Source organism: Neorhizobium sp. T25_27 (assembly GCF_002968565.1).
Lineage (GTDB): Bacteria > Pseudomonadota > Alphaproteobacteria > Rhizobiales > Rhizobiaceae > Neorhizobium > Neorhizobium tomejilense.
The window spans coordinates 278243-294188 of sequence record NZ_PVBJ01000001.1 but is presented as its reverse complement, the minus strand read 5'-3'; the positions used below and the strand labels follow the sequence as shown (position 1 = coordinate 294188).

The 15946-nt window shown below is 62.1% G+C and carries 15 protein-coding genes; 9 read left to right on the top strand and 6 right to left on the bottom strand.

Translation table 11 applies throughout. The features are described from left to right. Positions 1–162: 162 nt before the first annotated feature. From C5J24_RS01530 to C5J24_RS01520, 3 genes are read left to right on the top strand one after another with little or no spacing between them, the layout of a single operon-like run. Positions 163–2229 carry a hypothetical protein gene (locus tag C5J24_RS01530; protein ID WP_105415091.1) on the top strand — a complete coding sequence of 689 codons (2067 nt, stop codon included), beginning with the start codon at positions 163–165 and terminating at the stop codon, positions 2227–2229. 3 nt (positions 2230–2232) lie between these two features. Then, positions 2233–2649 carry a GNAT family N-acetyltransferase gene (locus C5J24_RS01525; protein WP_105415089.1) on the top strand — a complete coding sequence of 139 codons (417 nt, stop codon included), beginning with the start codon at positions 2233–2235 and terminating at the stop codon, positions 2647–2649. Between the two features lie 40 nt (positions 2650–2689). Continuing rightward, positions 2690–3109 (top strand): GNAT family N-acetyltransferase, encoded by a 420-nt coding sequence (locus C5J24_RS01520; protein WP_105415087.1) that lies wholly within the window; start codon positions 2690–2692, stop codon positions 3107–3109. A gap of 1 nt (position 3110) precedes the next feature. Here C5J24_RS01520 and C5J24_RS01515 read toward each other — a convergent pair whose 3' ends face one another. Both C5J24_RS01515 and C5J24_RS01510 read right to left on the bottom strand, forming a co-directional pair. Continuing rightward, positions 3111–4424, bottom strand: coding sequence for an MFS transporter (locus C5J24_RS01515; protein WP_105415086.1), 1314 nt, complete (start codon positions 4422–4424; stop codon positions 3111–3113). Positions 4425–4501: 77 nt separating this feature from the next. After that, entirely contained in the window at positions 4502–5020 is a 519-nt protein-coding gene (locus tag C5J24_RS01510) for a GNAT family N-acetyltransferase (RefSeq protein ID WP_105415084.1), read from the bottom strand. A gap of 260 nt (positions 5021–5280) precedes the next feature. Here C5J24_RS01510 and C5J24_RS01505 point away from each other — a divergent pair, with 260 nt between their 5' ends. Continuing rightward, positions 5281–6270, top strand: coding sequence for a glutathione S-transferase family protein (locus tag C5J24_RS01505; protein ID WP_105415082.1), 990 nt, complete (start codon positions 5281–5283; stop codon positions 6268–6270). A gap of 17 nt (positions 6271–6287) precedes the next feature. On the opposite strand, the gene C5J24_RS01500 is transcribed toward C5J24_RS01505, so the two are convergent. After that, a complete protein-coding gene (locus C5J24_RS01500; RefSeq protein WP_105415080.1) occupies positions 6288–6776 on the bottom strand; it encodes an NUDIX domain-containing protein in 489 nt (162 codons plus the stop codon). Positions 6777–6841: 65 nt separating this feature from the next. Here C5J24_RS01500 and C5J24_RS01495 point away from each other — a divergent pair, with 65 nt between their 5' ends. The 3 genes from C5J24_RS01495 to C5J24_RS01485 all read left to right on the top strand — a co-directional run bounded on the left by C5J24_RS01495 (position 6842) and on the right by C5J24_RS01485 (position 9227). After that, entirely contained in the window at positions 6842–7795 is a 954-nt protein-coding gene (locus tag C5J24_RS01495) for a metallophosphoesterase (RefSeq protein ID WP_105415078.1), read from the top strand. Positions 7796–7893: 98 nt separating this feature from the next. After that, a complete protein-coding gene (locus C5J24_RS01490) occupies positions 7894–8379 on the top strand; it encodes an RNA polymerase sigma factor (protein WP_105415076.1) in 486 nt (161 codons plus the stop codon). Positions 8380–8381: 2 nt separating this feature from the next. Next, on the top strand, positions 8382–9227 hold the full coding sequence (locus tag C5J24_RS01485) for an anti-sigma factor (RefSeq protein WP_105415074.1): 846 nt from the start codon (positions 8382–8384) through the stop codon (positions 9225–9227). Positions 9228–9384: 157 nt separating this feature from the next. On the opposite strand, the gene C5J24_RS01480 is transcribed toward C5J24_RS01485, so the two are convergent. The 3 genes from C5J24_RS01480 to C5J24_RS01470 form a co-directional block, all read right to left on the bottom strand. Then, complete coding sequence (locus C5J24_RS01480) at positions 9385–9984, bottom strand: hypothetical protein (protein ID WP_172723810.1); 600 nt, start codon at positions 9982–9984, stop codon at positions 9385–9387. A 227-nt stretch (positions 9985–10211) separates the two neighbouring features. Further along, positions 10212–11930 (bottom strand): 2-isopropylmalate synthase, encoded by a 1719-nt coding sequence (gene leuA / locus C5J24_RS01475; protein ID WP_105415070.1) that lies wholly within the window; start codon positions 11928–11930, stop codon positions 10212–10214. Positions 11931–12254: 324 nt separating this feature from the next. After that, positions 12255–13439, bottom strand: coding sequence for a benzoate/H(+) symporter BenE family transporter (locus C5J24_RS01470; protein ID WP_105415068.1), 1185 nt, complete (start codon positions 13437–13439; stop codon positions 12255–12257). Between the two features lie 284 nt (positions 13440–13723). On the opposite strand from C5J24_RS01470, the gene C5J24_RS01465 reads away from it, so the two are divergent. Both C5J24_RS01465 and C5J24_RS01460 read left to right on the top strand, forming a co-directional pair. After that, positions 13724–14668 carry a sensor domain-containing diguanylate cyclase gene (locus C5J24_RS01465; RefSeq protein ID WP_105400475.1) on the top strand — a complete coding sequence of 315 codons (945 nt, stop codon included), beginning with the start codon at positions 13724–13726 and terminating at the stop codon, positions 14666–14668. 177 nt (positions 14669–14845) lie between these two features. Then, positions 14846–15817, top strand: coding sequence for a class I SAM-dependent methyltransferase (locus C5J24_RS01460; protein WP_172723809.1), 972 nt, complete (start codon positions 14846–14848; stop codon positions 15815–15817). The last annotated feature ends 129 nt before the right edge of the window (positions 15818–15946 follow it).

Here is a 15946-nt window from a genome sequence, read left to right as displayed (position 1 = left end):
CTCACCCCGCCTCCGCTACGCTCGGCGACCCTCTCCCCAAGGGGAGAGGAGGAGCGGCGCCGTCGCGGCAAACTCCCTCTTCTCCCCAGCGGGGAGAAGGTGGTCCGAAGGATCGGATGAGGGGGTGACCGCAATTTCCCCGGCCAATAGAGGGAAATCCTCATGACCATCGAGTTCGCCCCCTTCTTCCCCTGGCCGATCCTCGCAGCCCTCGGCGTCTTCGCGCTGATCCTGGGAGGCCTTGCCTTCTGGCGCGGCATCCGCGGCGCTACCCTGCGCACGCTGGCGCTCGCGGCCCTGCTCCTGGCGCTCGCCAACCCGACGTTGCTGCAGGAAGACCGCGACCAGCTTTCGACCGTGGTGCCGATCATCGTCGACCGCTCGCAGAGCCAGGATACCGCCCAGCGCAAGCAGCAGACCGACGAGGCACTCGCGAGCCTGCAGGACCGGTTCTCCCGCTACCCGCGCATCGAGACGCGCATTGTCGAGGTCGATGACGACGGCGAATCCGACACGCCGTCGACAAAGCTGTTCACTGCCCTTCGTTCCGCCATTTCCGACGTACCGCCGGCCCGTATCGGCGGTGCGGTCTTCCTGACCGACGGCCAGATCCACGACCTGCCCGGCATCAACCAGGACCTCGGCTTCAACGCCCCCGTCCACGGCCTGATCACCGGCAAGCCCGACGAGTTCGACCGCCGCGTCGAAGTGGTCCGCGCGCCCCGTTTCGGCATCGTCGGCGAGGAACAGGAACTGACGCTGCGGGTCTTCGACGACGGCCGCACCGGCGGCGGACCGGCACAGGTGACGGTGCGCATGAACGGCCAGCAGACCGCGACGCTGCGCGCCACGCCCGGCCAGGAGACGCCCTTCTCCTTCACCGTTCCGCGCGGCGGCAACAATGTCATGGAATTTTCCGTTGCCGAACTTCCGGGCGAGGTGACGACCGCCAACAACCGCGCCGTCCACGTCATCGACGGCATCCGCCAGAACCTTCGCGTCCTGCTCGTCTCCGGCGAACCGCATGCCGGCGAGCGCGCCTGGCGCAACCTGTTGAAGTCCGATGCATCGGTCGACCTCGTGCACTTCACCATCCTGCGCCCGCCGGAAAAACAGGACGGCACGCCGATCAACGAACTCTCGCTGATCGCCTTCCCGACCCGCGAACTGTTCGTCGAGAAGATCAAGGATTTCGACCTGATCATCTTCGACCGCTACAAGCACCGCGGCGTGCTGCCGATCCTCTATTACGATTACATCGCCCAGTACGTGAACAATGGCGGAGCGCTGCTGATCGCTGCCGGCCCCGAACATGCCGGCGAGGATTCGATCGCCTCGACGCCGCTTGAACAGGTGCTGCCGGCCGCACCGACCGGCGAAGTCCACAGCGCCGCCTTTTTTCCGCATCTGTCGCCGGAGGGCGAAAAGCATCCCGTGACCCGCGGGCTCGACGGCTCCAATGCCAACCCGCCGACCTGGGGACGCTGGTTCCGCACCATCGACGTCGATACGCCGCAAGGCCAGACCGTCATGGAAGGCGACGGCGACCGCCCGCTTCTCGTCCTCAACCGGCAGGGCGAAGGCCGCGTCGCCATGCTGCTCTCAGACCAGGGCTGGCTCTGGGCCCGCGGTTTCGAAGGCGGCGGCCCGCACGTCTCGCTCTATCGCCGCATCGCCCATTGGCTGATGAAGGAACCGGAACTGGAGGAAGAGGCGCTGACCGCCCGCGCCGTCGGCCGCACGCTCGAAGCAACCCGGCAGACGATCGGCGACGACCCAGGCCCCGCGACGATCAAATATCCGTCCGGCCGCACCGAGACCATGCCGATGACTTCAGCCGGTCCCGGCCAGTACCGGCTGGAGCGCCGCATGGAAGAGACCGGCCTGTTCGAAGTCACCAACGGCCAGTTCTCGACGCTTGTGCATGTCGGCACGGTGGATGCGCCGGAATTCAAGGCGATGATCTCGACCGAGGCCACCTTGAAACCCTATGCCGACAAGACCCGCGGGCTCGTCACCCGCGTCGCCTCGGGCAACGGCATCTCGCTGCCGGACATCCTGCCGGTGCGCGGCGAAGTGCGCGTCAACGATCCCAACCGCATGATCATCCGCCTGACCGACGAGACGGTGCTGCGCGGCATCAACACGCTGCCGCTGTTTGCCGGTTTCGCCGGCCTCTCCGCCCTGCTCTTCGCGGTCGCGGCGATGTGGTGGCGCGAGGGTCGCTGAGGGATGACGCAGCTTGATATGACTGCCTCGCCTCTGCCGGAGGACTTGGCTGCCATCAGCGAGGGACTGACGGCCTTCAACGAAGCCGATGTCGGCTCCTCGGAACGTCAAGCTCTCGCCATCCTGATCCGCGATATCGATGGAAAGGTTATCGGCGGGCTTTCCGGCTATACGGCCTGGGGCTGGCTCTTCACCCAATGGCTGTTCATCCCGGAAACATTGCGGGGTGAAGGCATGGCCGGCAAGCTGCTGAGCCAAGCCGAACAGGAAGCCCGCGCCCGCGGATGTCACGGCGCCTGGATCGACACGTTCAGCCCGGTCGCCCGCAAGGCCTATATGCGCCAGGGCTACGAAATCTTCGGGGAACTGCCGGAATTTCCGAAGGGCCGCACCCGCACCTTCCTCAGGAAAGCTCTGTAGGTTATCCCTGCGCTCCGAACATGGAGACGAGAATAGCCGCATGGATATCGACCTGAAAATCATCGAAGGCATGACGGCCGACGAGGAGGATTTCATCCTCGAACGGCTGATGACCCACAATGCAGCGACGTTCGGCCCCACCAACCGCCGCGAGCTGGCGGTGCCGCTGCATGACGACGACGGCAACCTCGTCGGCGGGCTGACCGGCTATACCGGCCGCGGCTGGCTCTATGTTTCGATGCTCTACATCCCGGACGAACTGCGCGGCCGCGGCCTTGCCGCCCGCATGCTCGACATGGCGGAAGCCGAAGCCCGCGCCCGCGGCGCGATCGGCGCCTATATCGACACGATGAACCCGGCAGCACTCAAGCTTTATCTGAAGCAGGGTTACACAGAGATCGGCACGCTGAAGGGCCTCGAAGGAGGCCATTCGGTGACGTGGCTGCAAAAACGGTTCTAGCTCAGGCGAGAGAGACCTGCCGCGTTTCCGCATTGATCATCGTCGCGGCAATCGCCGCGATCACCAGCAGGCCGGCAAAGATGCCGATCGTCAGGCCAAGCCCCTGAACCACGACATAACCGACCAGCGACGGCGCCAGCAGGCCGCCGAGACGCGCCATGGCGCCGGCTGCCCCCATGCCGGTCGCCCGCGACGCGGTCGGGTAGAGTTCCGGCGTGTAGGCGTAGAGCGCACCCCAGGTGCCGAGCAGCGCAAAGCTCATGATCAGCAGCGCAGCCCCGACCAGGAGGGCACTCGGCGCGACGACAAACATCAGGCAGCCGAGCGCCGAGAGCAGGCAGAAGCCGATCAGCGTCGGCTTGCGGCCCCATTTTTCCACACCATAGGCAGCAAGCGCATATCCTGGAAGCTGAGCCAGTGCGACCAGTACCAGAAAGCCGTAGCCGCGCACGAAACCGAAGCCCTCGCCGGCGAGCCTCGCCGGCATCCAGGTAAAGACGCCGTAATAGGAGACCGAGACAAGGAACCAGATCGCCAGGATCATGATGCTGCGCTGGCGCAACTCGCCCGAGAAGAGGCCGGTCGCCTTGACCGGCGGCGGCGGGACCAGGCTGGTGCCAGCCCCGAGCGGCGGACGACCGTTGACGACGAGCATCCGGTCGACGATTGCCCTCGCCTCGTCATTGCGGCCCGAGCGCATCAGGTAGAGCGGCGATTCCGGCACCAGGAAACGCAGGCCGATGCCGGCAATCGCCGGAATGGCGGTAACCGCAAAGATGTAGCGCCAGGCATCAGCGACGCCGGCAAGGCTTGCGGCCCAGGCGGCGAGCGCCACGATCAGCGTCCCGACCGCCCAGAAGCCTTCGAGCAGGACCAGCCAGCGGCCGCGGTTCCTGGCAGGCAGGAACTCCGCCATCATCGCATAATCGACCGGCAGCGTGCCGCCGACGGCAGCGCCGGTCAGGAAGCGCAGCAGAAGCAGGATGGTGAAATCCGGGGCAAAGATGGAGAGCGTGCCGAACAGCGCGTCGCAGCCAACCGTGATGATCAGCACCCGGCGACGGCCGATCCGGTCGGCGAGCCTGCCGAAACCAAGCGCGCCGAGCAGCATGCCGAAGAAGAAGGCCGTGCCGGTCTGCAGCGCCTGCGGTACGGTCAGCCCGAAAGTTGCAGCGATGGAGGCGGCGGTGAAACCGACCGCCAGCACCTGCATCGCATCGGCCGTCCAGACGAGGCCGAAAACACCCATCAGCCGTCGCTGATAGGTCCCCGCTCCGGCGCGATCGAGCGCCTCGTCCATGGTGATTGCTGTCATGCGCCCGGTCCCTCGCTTCGACGAATCGTACGGCCGGCTTTCGCCGACCGATCCATCATCTGCTTAAAGGAAATGGCCTATTCGCGCCAGCCGATGACGCCCTTGAGCCGCGCATGCACGTCGGCTGCGATCGGCACGACCAGAACCCGGCCGGGATCGACAGGTCCCGGAAATTCCAGCGCGCCATAGGCAACCTTCTCGAATCCGAGCGGGCCGTAATAAGGCGGATCGCCGACGAGGATGACCGCTTCGGAACCCTGGCGCCTCGCCGCTTCGATGGCAATCCGCACCAGTTCCCGGCCGATGCCCTGGTTCTTGTGCGACGGCCGCACCGCAAGCGGCCCGAGCAGATGGCCCTTCACCGAACCCGCATGGACCGGCGTCATCCTGACCGAAGCGATCGTTTCGCCGTCATCTGCACAGACGAAGGAAAGTGTCCGGTCATGCGGCCCCTGCTCGCGGATGCGGGCGGCGGCGCGGGTATGGCGCCCGGGGCCGAAGGCTTCCGCGTTGATGAGTTCGATGACCTCATCATGGGATGCATCTTCCGTGAGATAAACGAGTTCGTGCTTATAGAGGGCGTTGTGCTGAGACATGAAGGACCGAAGCCGTAGATTGAGAGCGGACAGGACAAGGGATCTCGATGACGCCTGTTCAAGCGTCGTGGTCGATGATCAGCGTCGTCGCAGTGTCCGCACTTCGGTCATGGAGGAAAGTATCCTTAAAATCCGGAAAGCGAATTAGCAGGAAAAATTTCCCGCGTCCAACGCAAAAACACACCGTTCATAAAATCCTGCCTCGTATTCGGCAGCCGGTGCCGTATCTATCACCTCAAGGAAAATCCAAGGAGATAACCATGGGCAGGCTCGTCGAAGGAAGATGGCAGGACGTCTGGTACGATACCACGGAAAACAAGGGCCATTTCAAGCGGGCCGAATCGCAGTTCCGCAACTGGGTGACCGCGGACGGTTCCGCCGGTCCCTCCGGCAGGCAAGGTTTCAAGGCCGAAGCCGGGCGCTACCATCTCTATGTTTCCTATGCCTGCCCCTGGGCGCACCGCACCCTGATCTTCCGCAAGCTGAAGAAGCTCGAGGACCTGGTCTCGGTCTCGGTCGTCGATTACCTGATGCTGGAGAACGGCTGGGAGTTCCGGAAACGTGACGGCGCTACCGGCGACGACCTGTTCGGCTCGGACTATCTCTACCAGGTCTACCTGAAGGCCGATCCCGACTATTCCGGCCGCGTCACCGTGCCCGTCCTCTGGGACAAGCTTGAGAACACCATCGTCTCGAACGAGAGTTCCGAGATCATCCGCATGTTCAACAGCGCCTTCGACGACCTGACCGGCTCGACGACGGATTTTTACCCGCAGGCGCAGCGCGGCGAGATCGATGAACTGAACGCGCTCGTCTACGACACGGTCAACAACGGCGTCTACAAGGCCGGTTTCGCAACCGCCCAGGACGCCTACGAAGCCGCCGTCACCCGCCTGTTCGAAACCCTCGACATTCTGGAAAAGCGCCTGTCAGGCAGCCGCTACCTGTTCGGCGACACCACGACCGAGGCGGACTGGCGCCTGTTCACCACGCTGCTGCGCTTCGATCCGGTCTATGTCGGCCACTTCAAGTGCAACATCCGCCGCATAGCGGACTACCCGAACCTTTCCGGCTATCTCGCTGATCTCTATCAGCAACCCGGCATCGCCGAGACCTGCAACCTGTTCCACATCAAGCACCACTATTATGGGAGCCACAAGACCATCAACCCGACCGGCATCGTCCCCGTCGGCCCGCTGATGGACCTCGACGCGCCGCATGGGCGGGAGAAGCTGAAGCGGGTGGCTTGATCGAGACGCATCTGCCCTCACCAGTAATCCGCCCGCTCAACCTCGCCCTTCAACTCCCGCAACCGCCGCAGCGTCGCGGCGGTCGTCTCCTCCGGCAGCGCATCGAGCGAGAAGAACCCGCTCTCGGCGATCTCCCGGTCCGGCGCACGCGGCTTCGACTGCTCCACCGTCACCCGATAGAACAGCACATGGTCGCGTTTGCTGGCATTGCGATTGTAGTAGGTGTGGAAAAGCGCAACCTCCCCGACAATCTCCAGATTGCCCTCCTCGCGCAACTCCTTGCGCAGCGCCTCAAGCGACGTCTCCCCGCGCTCGACGCCGCCGCCCGGCATGTACCAGCCGGGCACATAGGTATGACGCACGAGGAAGATGCGGCCCTCAGCGTCGAAGCAGGCGGCGCGCACCCCGAGCGTCATGCCGCGCGTCAGCATGAAGACACGGTGCAGCAGCCAGACGACGACCCGGGTCCGCCCGTTGCGGATTTCCGGCACCCCTTCGCCACTCATTCATAACTCCGGGAGCGCCCAGAAAATCGATAACGATTTCTGCACTCATGCGTTATGTGTGCGCCATGTTCAAATTCGCGCATATTTCCGACATCCATCTGGGGCCGCTTCCAAACCTGACGCTTCGCGAGCTTTTCTCGAAGCGGATCACCGGTTTTGTGAACTGGCACCGCAATCGGCGCAAGCACCTTTTCGTCAACACGCTCGACCTGCTCTTGAGCGATTTGAAGACGCGCGAACCGGACCAGCTCGTCATCACCGGCGACCTCGTCAACCTGGCGACCAAGATCGAGACGCGGCTTGCCGGCGAGTGGCTGCGCACCATCGGCGACCCCTATGATACGACTTTCGTGCCCGGCAACCACGATGCCTATGTGCCGGGCGCGCACGACAAGTCGGTCAACGAATGGTATCCGTTCATCAAGAGCGACGACGACCCCGCCGAATGGCCCGAAGACGACCACATCTTTCCGACCCTGCGCTGTCGGGGTCCGATCGCCATCATCGGCTGCTCGACCTCCAATGCCACCCTGCCCTTTTCGGCCTCAGGATATTTCGGCTCGCGCCAAGCCCGCGAGACGGTCAACCTGTTGAAGAAAGCGGGAGACGAAGGCCTCTTCCGGGTGGTGCTGATCCACCATCCGCCAATCCGCGGTGCCGCCTCCTCGCACAAGCGCATGCTCGGCATCCGCCGGTTCGCAGCGGCGATCTCCACCGGTGGCGCAGAACTGGTGCTGCATGGGCATACGCATCTCAACACGCTCTACTGGCTGCGAAGCCATACCGGCAACGTGCCGGTGGTCGGCATCGCGTCGGCGTCCCAGGGGCCTGGCGGACACAAGCCGCGCGCCGCCTACAACCTCTTCACGCTCTCCGGCGAACCCGGTGCCTGGAACCTTCTTTGCGACCGTTATGGCCTCACGGAACGGGGCGACGGCGTTGCGCTCGACAACAGCCGGCTTCTCTACGGCGAGGAGCCAGCAACGATGTCGATTCCGCAAGTCGCGAGAATGTTGTAGAATCAATGGCGCGATTGTTGCGGAATCGCCACAATCCCGTCATAGCTATGAGTTCGTTCCGGTTATTGAAGTAGATCACAGGTAAGCCGCTCCTATACATGACCCAGCCAAGCCCATCGACCGACATCCGGCGCGATCTCGTAGCGCTTCTGCCGCGCCTGCGCCGTTTCGCGCTGACGCTGACGGGAAGCGCTGCCGAGGCCGATGATCTGGTGCGTGGAGCGGCAGGCCGGGCGATCCAGAAAAGCCATCACTGGAAGGGCGAAGGCCGGCTGGAAAGCTGGCTTTTCAGCATGATCCGCAGCACTTTCCTGGACGAAGCCAAGAAGCGCCGTCGCGCCGATATCCATGCCGCAGACGACGCTTCCACGGCCGGAAGTTCCCGCCCGTCGAAGAAGGACGCCCTCGCCTGTCTGCCGGACGGGCTGGCGAGCGTTTTCCTGCTCGCCGATGTGGAAGGTTTCGCCTATGCGGAGGCGGCAGCCATTCTCGGCATCCAGCCGGATCTCTTTGCCGCCCGCCTTTGCACCGCACGTCTCAGCCTGGCGGCGGCGGCCGCCGAAACGAGCGAGCGGAGAGCGTGAGGATGAACATCCCCCAGCCCTCGCCGCTCGAACTGCGGCTTTCCGCCTATATCGATGGCCGGACCAGCGACGACGACAAGCATGACGTCGAGGAACTGCTGGTCAACGACCCGCAGGCCCGGTCCCTGCACGACGCGCTGAAGCGCGGCGCCGATCTCGGAAGGCGCACATTTGACGACATGCTGAAGGAGCCGGTGCCGCTCGATCTGGTGCGCACCATCAAGAATGCGCCGCTTCCGCGCCGGGCCGTACGCCTGCCGCAGGGGCCGCGCCCGACGCTTTCCTTCAAGCCGTCCGGCCTGCAGGCAGTGGCTGCCTGCGCCCTGTTTTTCGTGTTCGGCGGCGGCATCGGCTATATGATCGGCGGCAATCCCGCGGTGCCGCAGTTTTCGATGATCTCCATGCCCAGCACCAGCAGCCGCGACTGGCTGGACGATATCATCGCCCATTACCGGCTCTATGCGCGCCAGACCAATCACCTTGCTGAAATCCCGGCCGACAGGCCCGCCGATATCCTCGAATGGCTGACCACCAATACCGGCGTCGGCTTTCGGATCCCCGATCTCAGCGACAGCGGCCTGACCTTCCAGGGCGCCCGCCTGTTTGCCGCCGGCGGCGGGCCAGTCGGCCAGCTTCTCTACCGCCGGACCGACGGCGAAGGAGACGGCGACGTGATCGCCATTTCCTTCACCAAGACCCGGCCCGAGGGCAACCGCTCGATCGAGGAAATCCGCAACGACACCGGCCTCGTCTCCTGGGTCACGCCGCTGGCCACCTACATGATCGTCGGCCCGTCGTCTGCGGCCGATCTGGATGATATCGCGGCCAAGGCGGCGGGGCTGATTTAGGCTACGACATATGGAAACGCCTCGCTGCCTAAGCGCACCTTAGATTCAAGCGAGTTATGAGCGGTGAACCGCAGTAAAGTTAAAAGTAATGACAAAAACGTGGATGCAGCTGTCAGCGAAAATGGCTGCACTACCGCCGTACGGCCGTCAATAATGTTCAAGATCTATTTTCTCGAAATTGCCCGAAGTATGTTGCTGTAAGTATCATCAAAGCAAGAAATGCAGCGCAAAAAATATACCAAGCGAATGACGCAAAGACGATGATAAAAGCGCCGCCAAGCAAAACCTCACCCGAGCCTCCATATCGCCCTTGCTGCGGATGCCAATATATCGCCAATAAGAAGGCTAAAGAGAAAATTACAATCGAAAAGCTTTCCCTGATGAAATTCTGGAATTTATAACTTCCGCTCTCGACTTGAGTAAAAATAAAAAGATGGCGCACAATCAAAATAAAAAATAAGAACGAAATTGTAAGCGAAACGGCCGGAAATGTATATAATGACAAAATCAATCTGCAGCGCAACAACTCTGCTTCCGGTTCAAGTATCAATAATGAATTTATACTTGAACCGGCAGAACTCAAAAACACATCGCAGAAAGAATGATCAAAGCGGAAAAAACCAATAAAAATACCTAAGATGAAAAAAATGAAAAATGAACATATGAGTATTTTTCGGAATAAAATTCGTAAATAAAAAAACTCTGGAATATCGAGAATCGAGATTCTTTTGAGATATGACGCTTCATCATCACTCATGGCCATAACCTATTCATAAAATCAGCCGAATAGACGTGATGACAAATTAATTCGCGTACTATGCGTGCTTTGGTTCCCGGCACTTACGTCTGATGCCCCCGCCACACTATGGGCAAATTGCACGTCAGGCGAGCAAAAACAAGTCCAGTTCTAAACTTCCTGCGACAATCAAGAGGCCGCCCAGATAGTCGAGCGGCCCTCCGCAATTTTTACAGCCCCGACCTTCCTCAGCGCCCCTCGATCACCCGGTTCGCCGCCGAGACGATTGCCTCGAGCGAGGCCGCAACGATGTTCTTGTTGATGCCGGCGCCGAACAGTTTTCCGTTCGGGTGCTCCATCTCCACATAGGCGATGGCGGACGCGTTCGAGCCGTGCTGCAGCGAATGTTCGGAATAGTCGGCGACCGAAAGTTCTATGCCCAGATAGGTCGACAGCGCGTTGATGAAGCCGTCGATCGGTCCCGTGCCCGTGCCTTCGATACGCTTCGTCTCGCCACCGTCGGTGATCTCCGCTGCGACGAAGCGAACGCCCTTGTGATCGACCCCGGCCGGAAAGGTGTGGTGATCGACGAACTTCAGCCGTCCGCCGGGCTGCTCGACATAGCGCTCGATGAAGCTTTCATAGATGCGCTTGGCAGGAAGCTCCACGCCCTCTTCGTCGGTGATCCGCTGGATCTCCTCGCGGAACTCCACCTGCAGGTTACGCGGCAGATTCAGGCCGTAATCCTCGGAGAGGATATAGGCGATGCCGCCCTTGCCCGACTGCGAGTTGATGCGGATGATCGCCTCGTAGGAACGGCCGACATCGCGCGGGTCGATCGGCAGGTATGGCACTTCCCAGACCGGGTGATTGGCGACTTTGATCGCCTTCATGCCCTTGTTGATCGCATCCTGGTGCGAGCCGGAAAAAGCCGTGTAGACCAGTTCGCCGACATAAGGATGCCGTTCGGGAATGACCATCTGGTTGGAATATTCGTAGACCGCCTTGATCCGCTCGATATCGGAGCAATCCAGTTCCGGATCGACGCCCTGCGTGTACATGTTCAAGGCCAGCGTCACCACGTCGACATTGCCGGTGCGCTCGCCATTGCCGAACAGCGTGCCTTCGACACGGTCCGCACCCGCCATCAGGCCGAGCTCGGTCGCAGCGATACCGGTGCCGCGGTCGTTATGCGGATGCAGCGAGATGATGATGTTTTCGCGGTTGTCGAGATTGCGGCACATCCATTCGATCTGGTCCGCATAGATGTTCGGGGTCGCCATCTCCACCGTCGAGGGCAGGTTGAGGATCAACTTGTCCTCGGCGGTCGGCCTGATCACCTCGGTGACCGCATTGCAGATTTCCAGCGCCACTTCCAGCTCGGTGCCGGTGAAGCTTTCCGGCGAATACTGGAAACGAAAACCGCCACCCGCCTTCGCTGCCATGTCGGTGATCATCTTGGCCGCGTCCACCGCGATCTGCTTGATACCGGCGACGTCCTTGGCGAACACCACGCGGCGCTGCAGCTCGGAGGTCGAGTTGTAGAAGTGGATGATCGGCTTGTGGGCGCCCTCCAGAGATTCGAAGGTGCGGGTGATCAGCTCCGGCCGGCACTGGACCAGGACCTGCATGGACACGTCTTCCGGCACGCCGCCCTCTTCCACGCACCAGCGGGCGAAGTCGAAATCGGTTTGCGAGGCGGACGGGAAACCGATCTCGATTTCCTTGAAGCCCATGTCGAGCAGCATGCGGAACATGCGGGCCTTGCGGTCATGGCCCATCGGGTTGACCAGAGACTGGTTGCCGTCGCGCAGATCGACCGAACACCAGATCGGCGCCTTGGTGATGGTTTTCGTGGGCCAGGTGCGGTCGGAAATGTTGATGGGCGGGTAAGCGCGGTATTTCACAGCCGCGTCGGGCATCCCGGATTTATGGCCGGATTTCGGGGAATGGGTCTTGGCGTCCATTGTCGTCGTCTCTTCTCGCTTCACGCGTCGCTCGGCACCCGTCTGGGGAATTGGCCGTCGTCGATGCGGACCTTTAGCGGTCTTTGGTGGCTCGGTCTTGAATGTTCGTGAGAGGAGCTCTTATGCCGGGCGGGCCTTCGGCCGCCGGGCGCTCCTCAACGGACCCGGCAACCGCGCGTAAGGTCGAGGCTAAGAAGCGAGGAAAGCGCAAATACCATCGTCCCGGCCGCGATGCGGCGGGTAGACGAACGGTCGGACATGATTGCGCCTGTCATGGTCATGGCAGGATGTATAGCCGCGTGTCCCGAATGACGCAAGTGCCCACTACTTTTTCAGAGTCTGCACGAAGCGCTGCAGTGCCATCATCACTCCGCCAGCCACGAGCCCCCAGAATGCCCCGGAAATCCCGGCGAAGGACAGGCCCGACGCCGTCACGAGGAAGGTGATCGCGGCGGCTTCGCGCGTTTCCGGATCGCGATAGGCGGCAAAGGCCGCGTTGGCAAAGGCGCCGATCAGGCCGAGACCTGCCACCGCCTGCAGCAGGATCGGCGGAGCCAGCGATACGAAGGCGATGATGCCGCCGGCGATCAGGCCGAACACGATATAACCGAAACCGGCGATAATCGCCGCCCAGTAGCGTTTGGCGGGATCGGGATTGGCGTCCTCGCTGGCGCACATCGCCGCCGTGATCGCCGCCATGTTGACCGGCACGCCGCCGACCAGCCCGCCGAGGATCGAGAATATCCCCGTGCCGACAAACATCACACCTGCCGGCGGCTCGTAGTGATGCACCTTCAAGATCGCCATGCCGGGTATGTTCTGCGAGGCCATGGTGACGATGAACAGAGGCAGCGCCACCGAGATCATCCCGTGCAGGGTGAAGACCGGCGTAACGAAGGTGAGGCCCGGATGGATCGCCGCGCCGATCTGCGCCATCGCATCCGGGGCAAGGTCGACGCCGAAGACCAGCACCAGGATCAGCGCGCCGAGCGACGCCGGCACCGCCCACAGCCGCCACTTGGAAACCACGACCATCCAGGTCAGCACGATCGGCAGGCCGAGCGCCGCATTGAAGGCGACAGCTTTCACCGGCGCAAGGCAAAGGCTGAGCAGAATACCCGCCAGCATGGCATTGGCGAGCGGCGCCGGGATCAGCCGGATCGCCCGGCTGAGCGGCCGGAACAGGCCGGAGAGAATGATCAGTACGCCGCAGACCACGAAGGCGCCGACCACGGCCGGAAATCCCCCCTCGATCATGCTGATGCCGGACAGAAGCGCCGCCCCCGGCGTCGACCAGGCGATGCTGATCGGCATCCGGTACCAGCTCGAGAACACGATCGCCAGGACGCCCATGGAGATCGATTGCGCCAGGAGAGCCGAGGCGATTTCCGGTGCGGTCGCACCCATCGCCTGCAGCCCCTGCATGATGACCGCAAACGAGCTGATGAACCCGACAAAGGCTGTGAGCAGCCCCATCATCAGGGCCGAAACGGAAAAATCCTTGAACATGCGGGCGGGGACTCATGAATTTGAAAGTCCGCAATCGAACATAGGCCCACCGGCAAAGGCAAGGCGCGTTTGCCGCAAAAGGGTACGGCCGAGATGGAAAGCCATGGCTGCGGCCAGCCATTTGTCTTTGCCGGCTGCCGCTCCCGCCTTTATTCGTGCCTGCGAATATTCGCATCTGTTGATAATTTGGAAGGAGTTTGGCGGTAGTCTCCGGACCGTGCGCCCGTTGCTTCCGGTCGGTCCGGCCATGCAGCCCGGATTGCATCAACGCCCCGGGAACCGCAATGACGGCAGCTCACCTTGCGCCAGAGATCGAGATCGGACAGGAAACCGCCTTTTCCCGCGATCAGCTTTATTTCATCCTGTCGGCGCTCCCGGATCCCTGTTTCGTCCTGACCCGCAGCGGCCGTTATGCCGCGCTCTTCGGCGGTAAGGACACCCGGTATTATCACGAGGGCAGCTATCTCGTCGGCAAGAGCCTCTACGACGTCCTCGTCGTCGAGAAGGCGCAACGCTTCGTGCGGGAGATCGAAAAGGCGCTGGCCTCGCGTGCCCTGCATATCATCGAATACAGCCTCTCCGGCAGCGACGTGAAGGGGCTACAGAACGACGGTCCAGCCCACCCGATCTGGTTCGAGGGACGCTTGCAGGCGCTCGATTTCCAGGTCGACGGCGAGGATGCGATCGTCTGGGTCGCCAGCAACATCACGGAAAAGAACGCCGTCGAGAACCAGTTGCGCCACCAAAGCGAAACTGATGCGCTGACCGGCTTCTTCAATCGCCGAAAGCTGATGGACGTGCTCGCCCTGAAGTTCGAGCTTTTTCGGGACGAGCATATCCCGACATCCGTCTTCATGTTCGACATCGACCACTTCAAGACCGTCAACGACGAGCTTGGACATGCGATGGGCGATGCGGTTCTGAAAGCGATCGCCGGCGTCTGTCGCCTGGAATTGCGCAAGACCGACTTTCTCGCCCGCCTCGGCGGCGACGAGTTCGTCGTGGTCATGCCCGCCACCCGGCAGGAGCACGGCATCGTCATCGCCAACCGGCTGCGCCAGCGCGTCGCCACCGAGGTCCGGGAAGCGCTTGGCCATCACGCCACGATCAGCGGCGGCTTGAGCGAATTTCTGCCGGCCGACGCCTCCTCCGAGGACATTCTGAAACGCGCCGACGACGGCCTCTACCGTTCCAAGCGTGCCGGCCGGAACCTTATCAGCCCTGCATAGGCACGACCGAAATCCCCTCCGATACAAAGCAGAATACCGTGCATCGGCGACACGCGTGGATTGGCAAGCGCCATTCCCAATTATCACCACATACTCCATCGGTAGATCATCACTTTAGGCATGTTGTTGAAGATCGGTATCCTCGGCAAATTGCAGTCATCTTTGGCGGAGCACGCGATGACCTGCTTTTCCTGCGGTGGGCAGACTGCCCCGTGGACGTATATGCCGCTCGACCCGTTAAAGGGCGCCGAAAACCCCCATAAAGACTTCGTGGTCTGCACGGAATGCGGGCTCGGCGCCGTCAGCCCCATGCCCAGCTCGGAAGAAATTCCGTCTTTTTATGATACCGCCCGGTATTACACCCACGGGCAGAGCCATCTCGCGGAGGTCAATCAGACCCTCCTCGACAGGGCGCTCCTCCACGCCGCCTGGCGCCTCGACAAGGGCCAGTCGCTCGATCCCGAGCGCATCGCCAAGGATCTGCCGCCAGGCGCCTCGATCTGCGACCTCGGCTGCGGCGGCGGTGATCTCCTCGGCCGTTTCAAGGCGCTCGGCTTCAACGTCCTCGGCGTCGAGCCGGATGCAGCGGCAAGAGCCGAGGCAGCCAAGGCGGGCATCACGGTGCTTGCGGGCACGTGCGAGGAGCTTCCGGCCGATCTCGAAGGACAGAGCTGCGATCTCGTGATCATGAGCCATGTGCTGGAACATTGCCGCGACCCGATCCTGGCGCTCCAGAAGGCCTTCTTCCTGACGCGTCCTGGTGGGATACTGTTTTGCGAAGTGCCCAACTGCGCGGCCACCCATTTCAAAAGCCTCGGCGTCTGCTCGGCGATGTTCGACGCGCCGCGTCATCTCTACTTCTTCACGCCCTCCTGTCTTCGCAAGGCGATCGGCCTTGGCGGCTTCACCTTCTCCAGCTTCCAATACATGGGTTATACCCGCCACCACCATGCGAGCTGGCGGCAATGGGAGACCTCGATCTACGACCGGACCCGCGAATATACCGCCCATCCTTCAGGCCGGCGGCATACGGTGCTGCGGTCGATCCAGCTTCTTCTTTCAACGGCCTTTGCCTCCGACGAGAAGAAATACGATTCCGTCGCCGTCTACGGGCGCCGGCCGGGCACGCCGGAGCACACGCCGGTATAGAACTCTCATACGCCGATGCGGCCAGCGTTTTTCCCACCCTGTCGGTCTTTGGATCGGAGCTATCCGCACCAAATCTAACTGACGCAGGGATAAATTAGACAATCTTAAATTTTGTCGGCGACAGTGGGG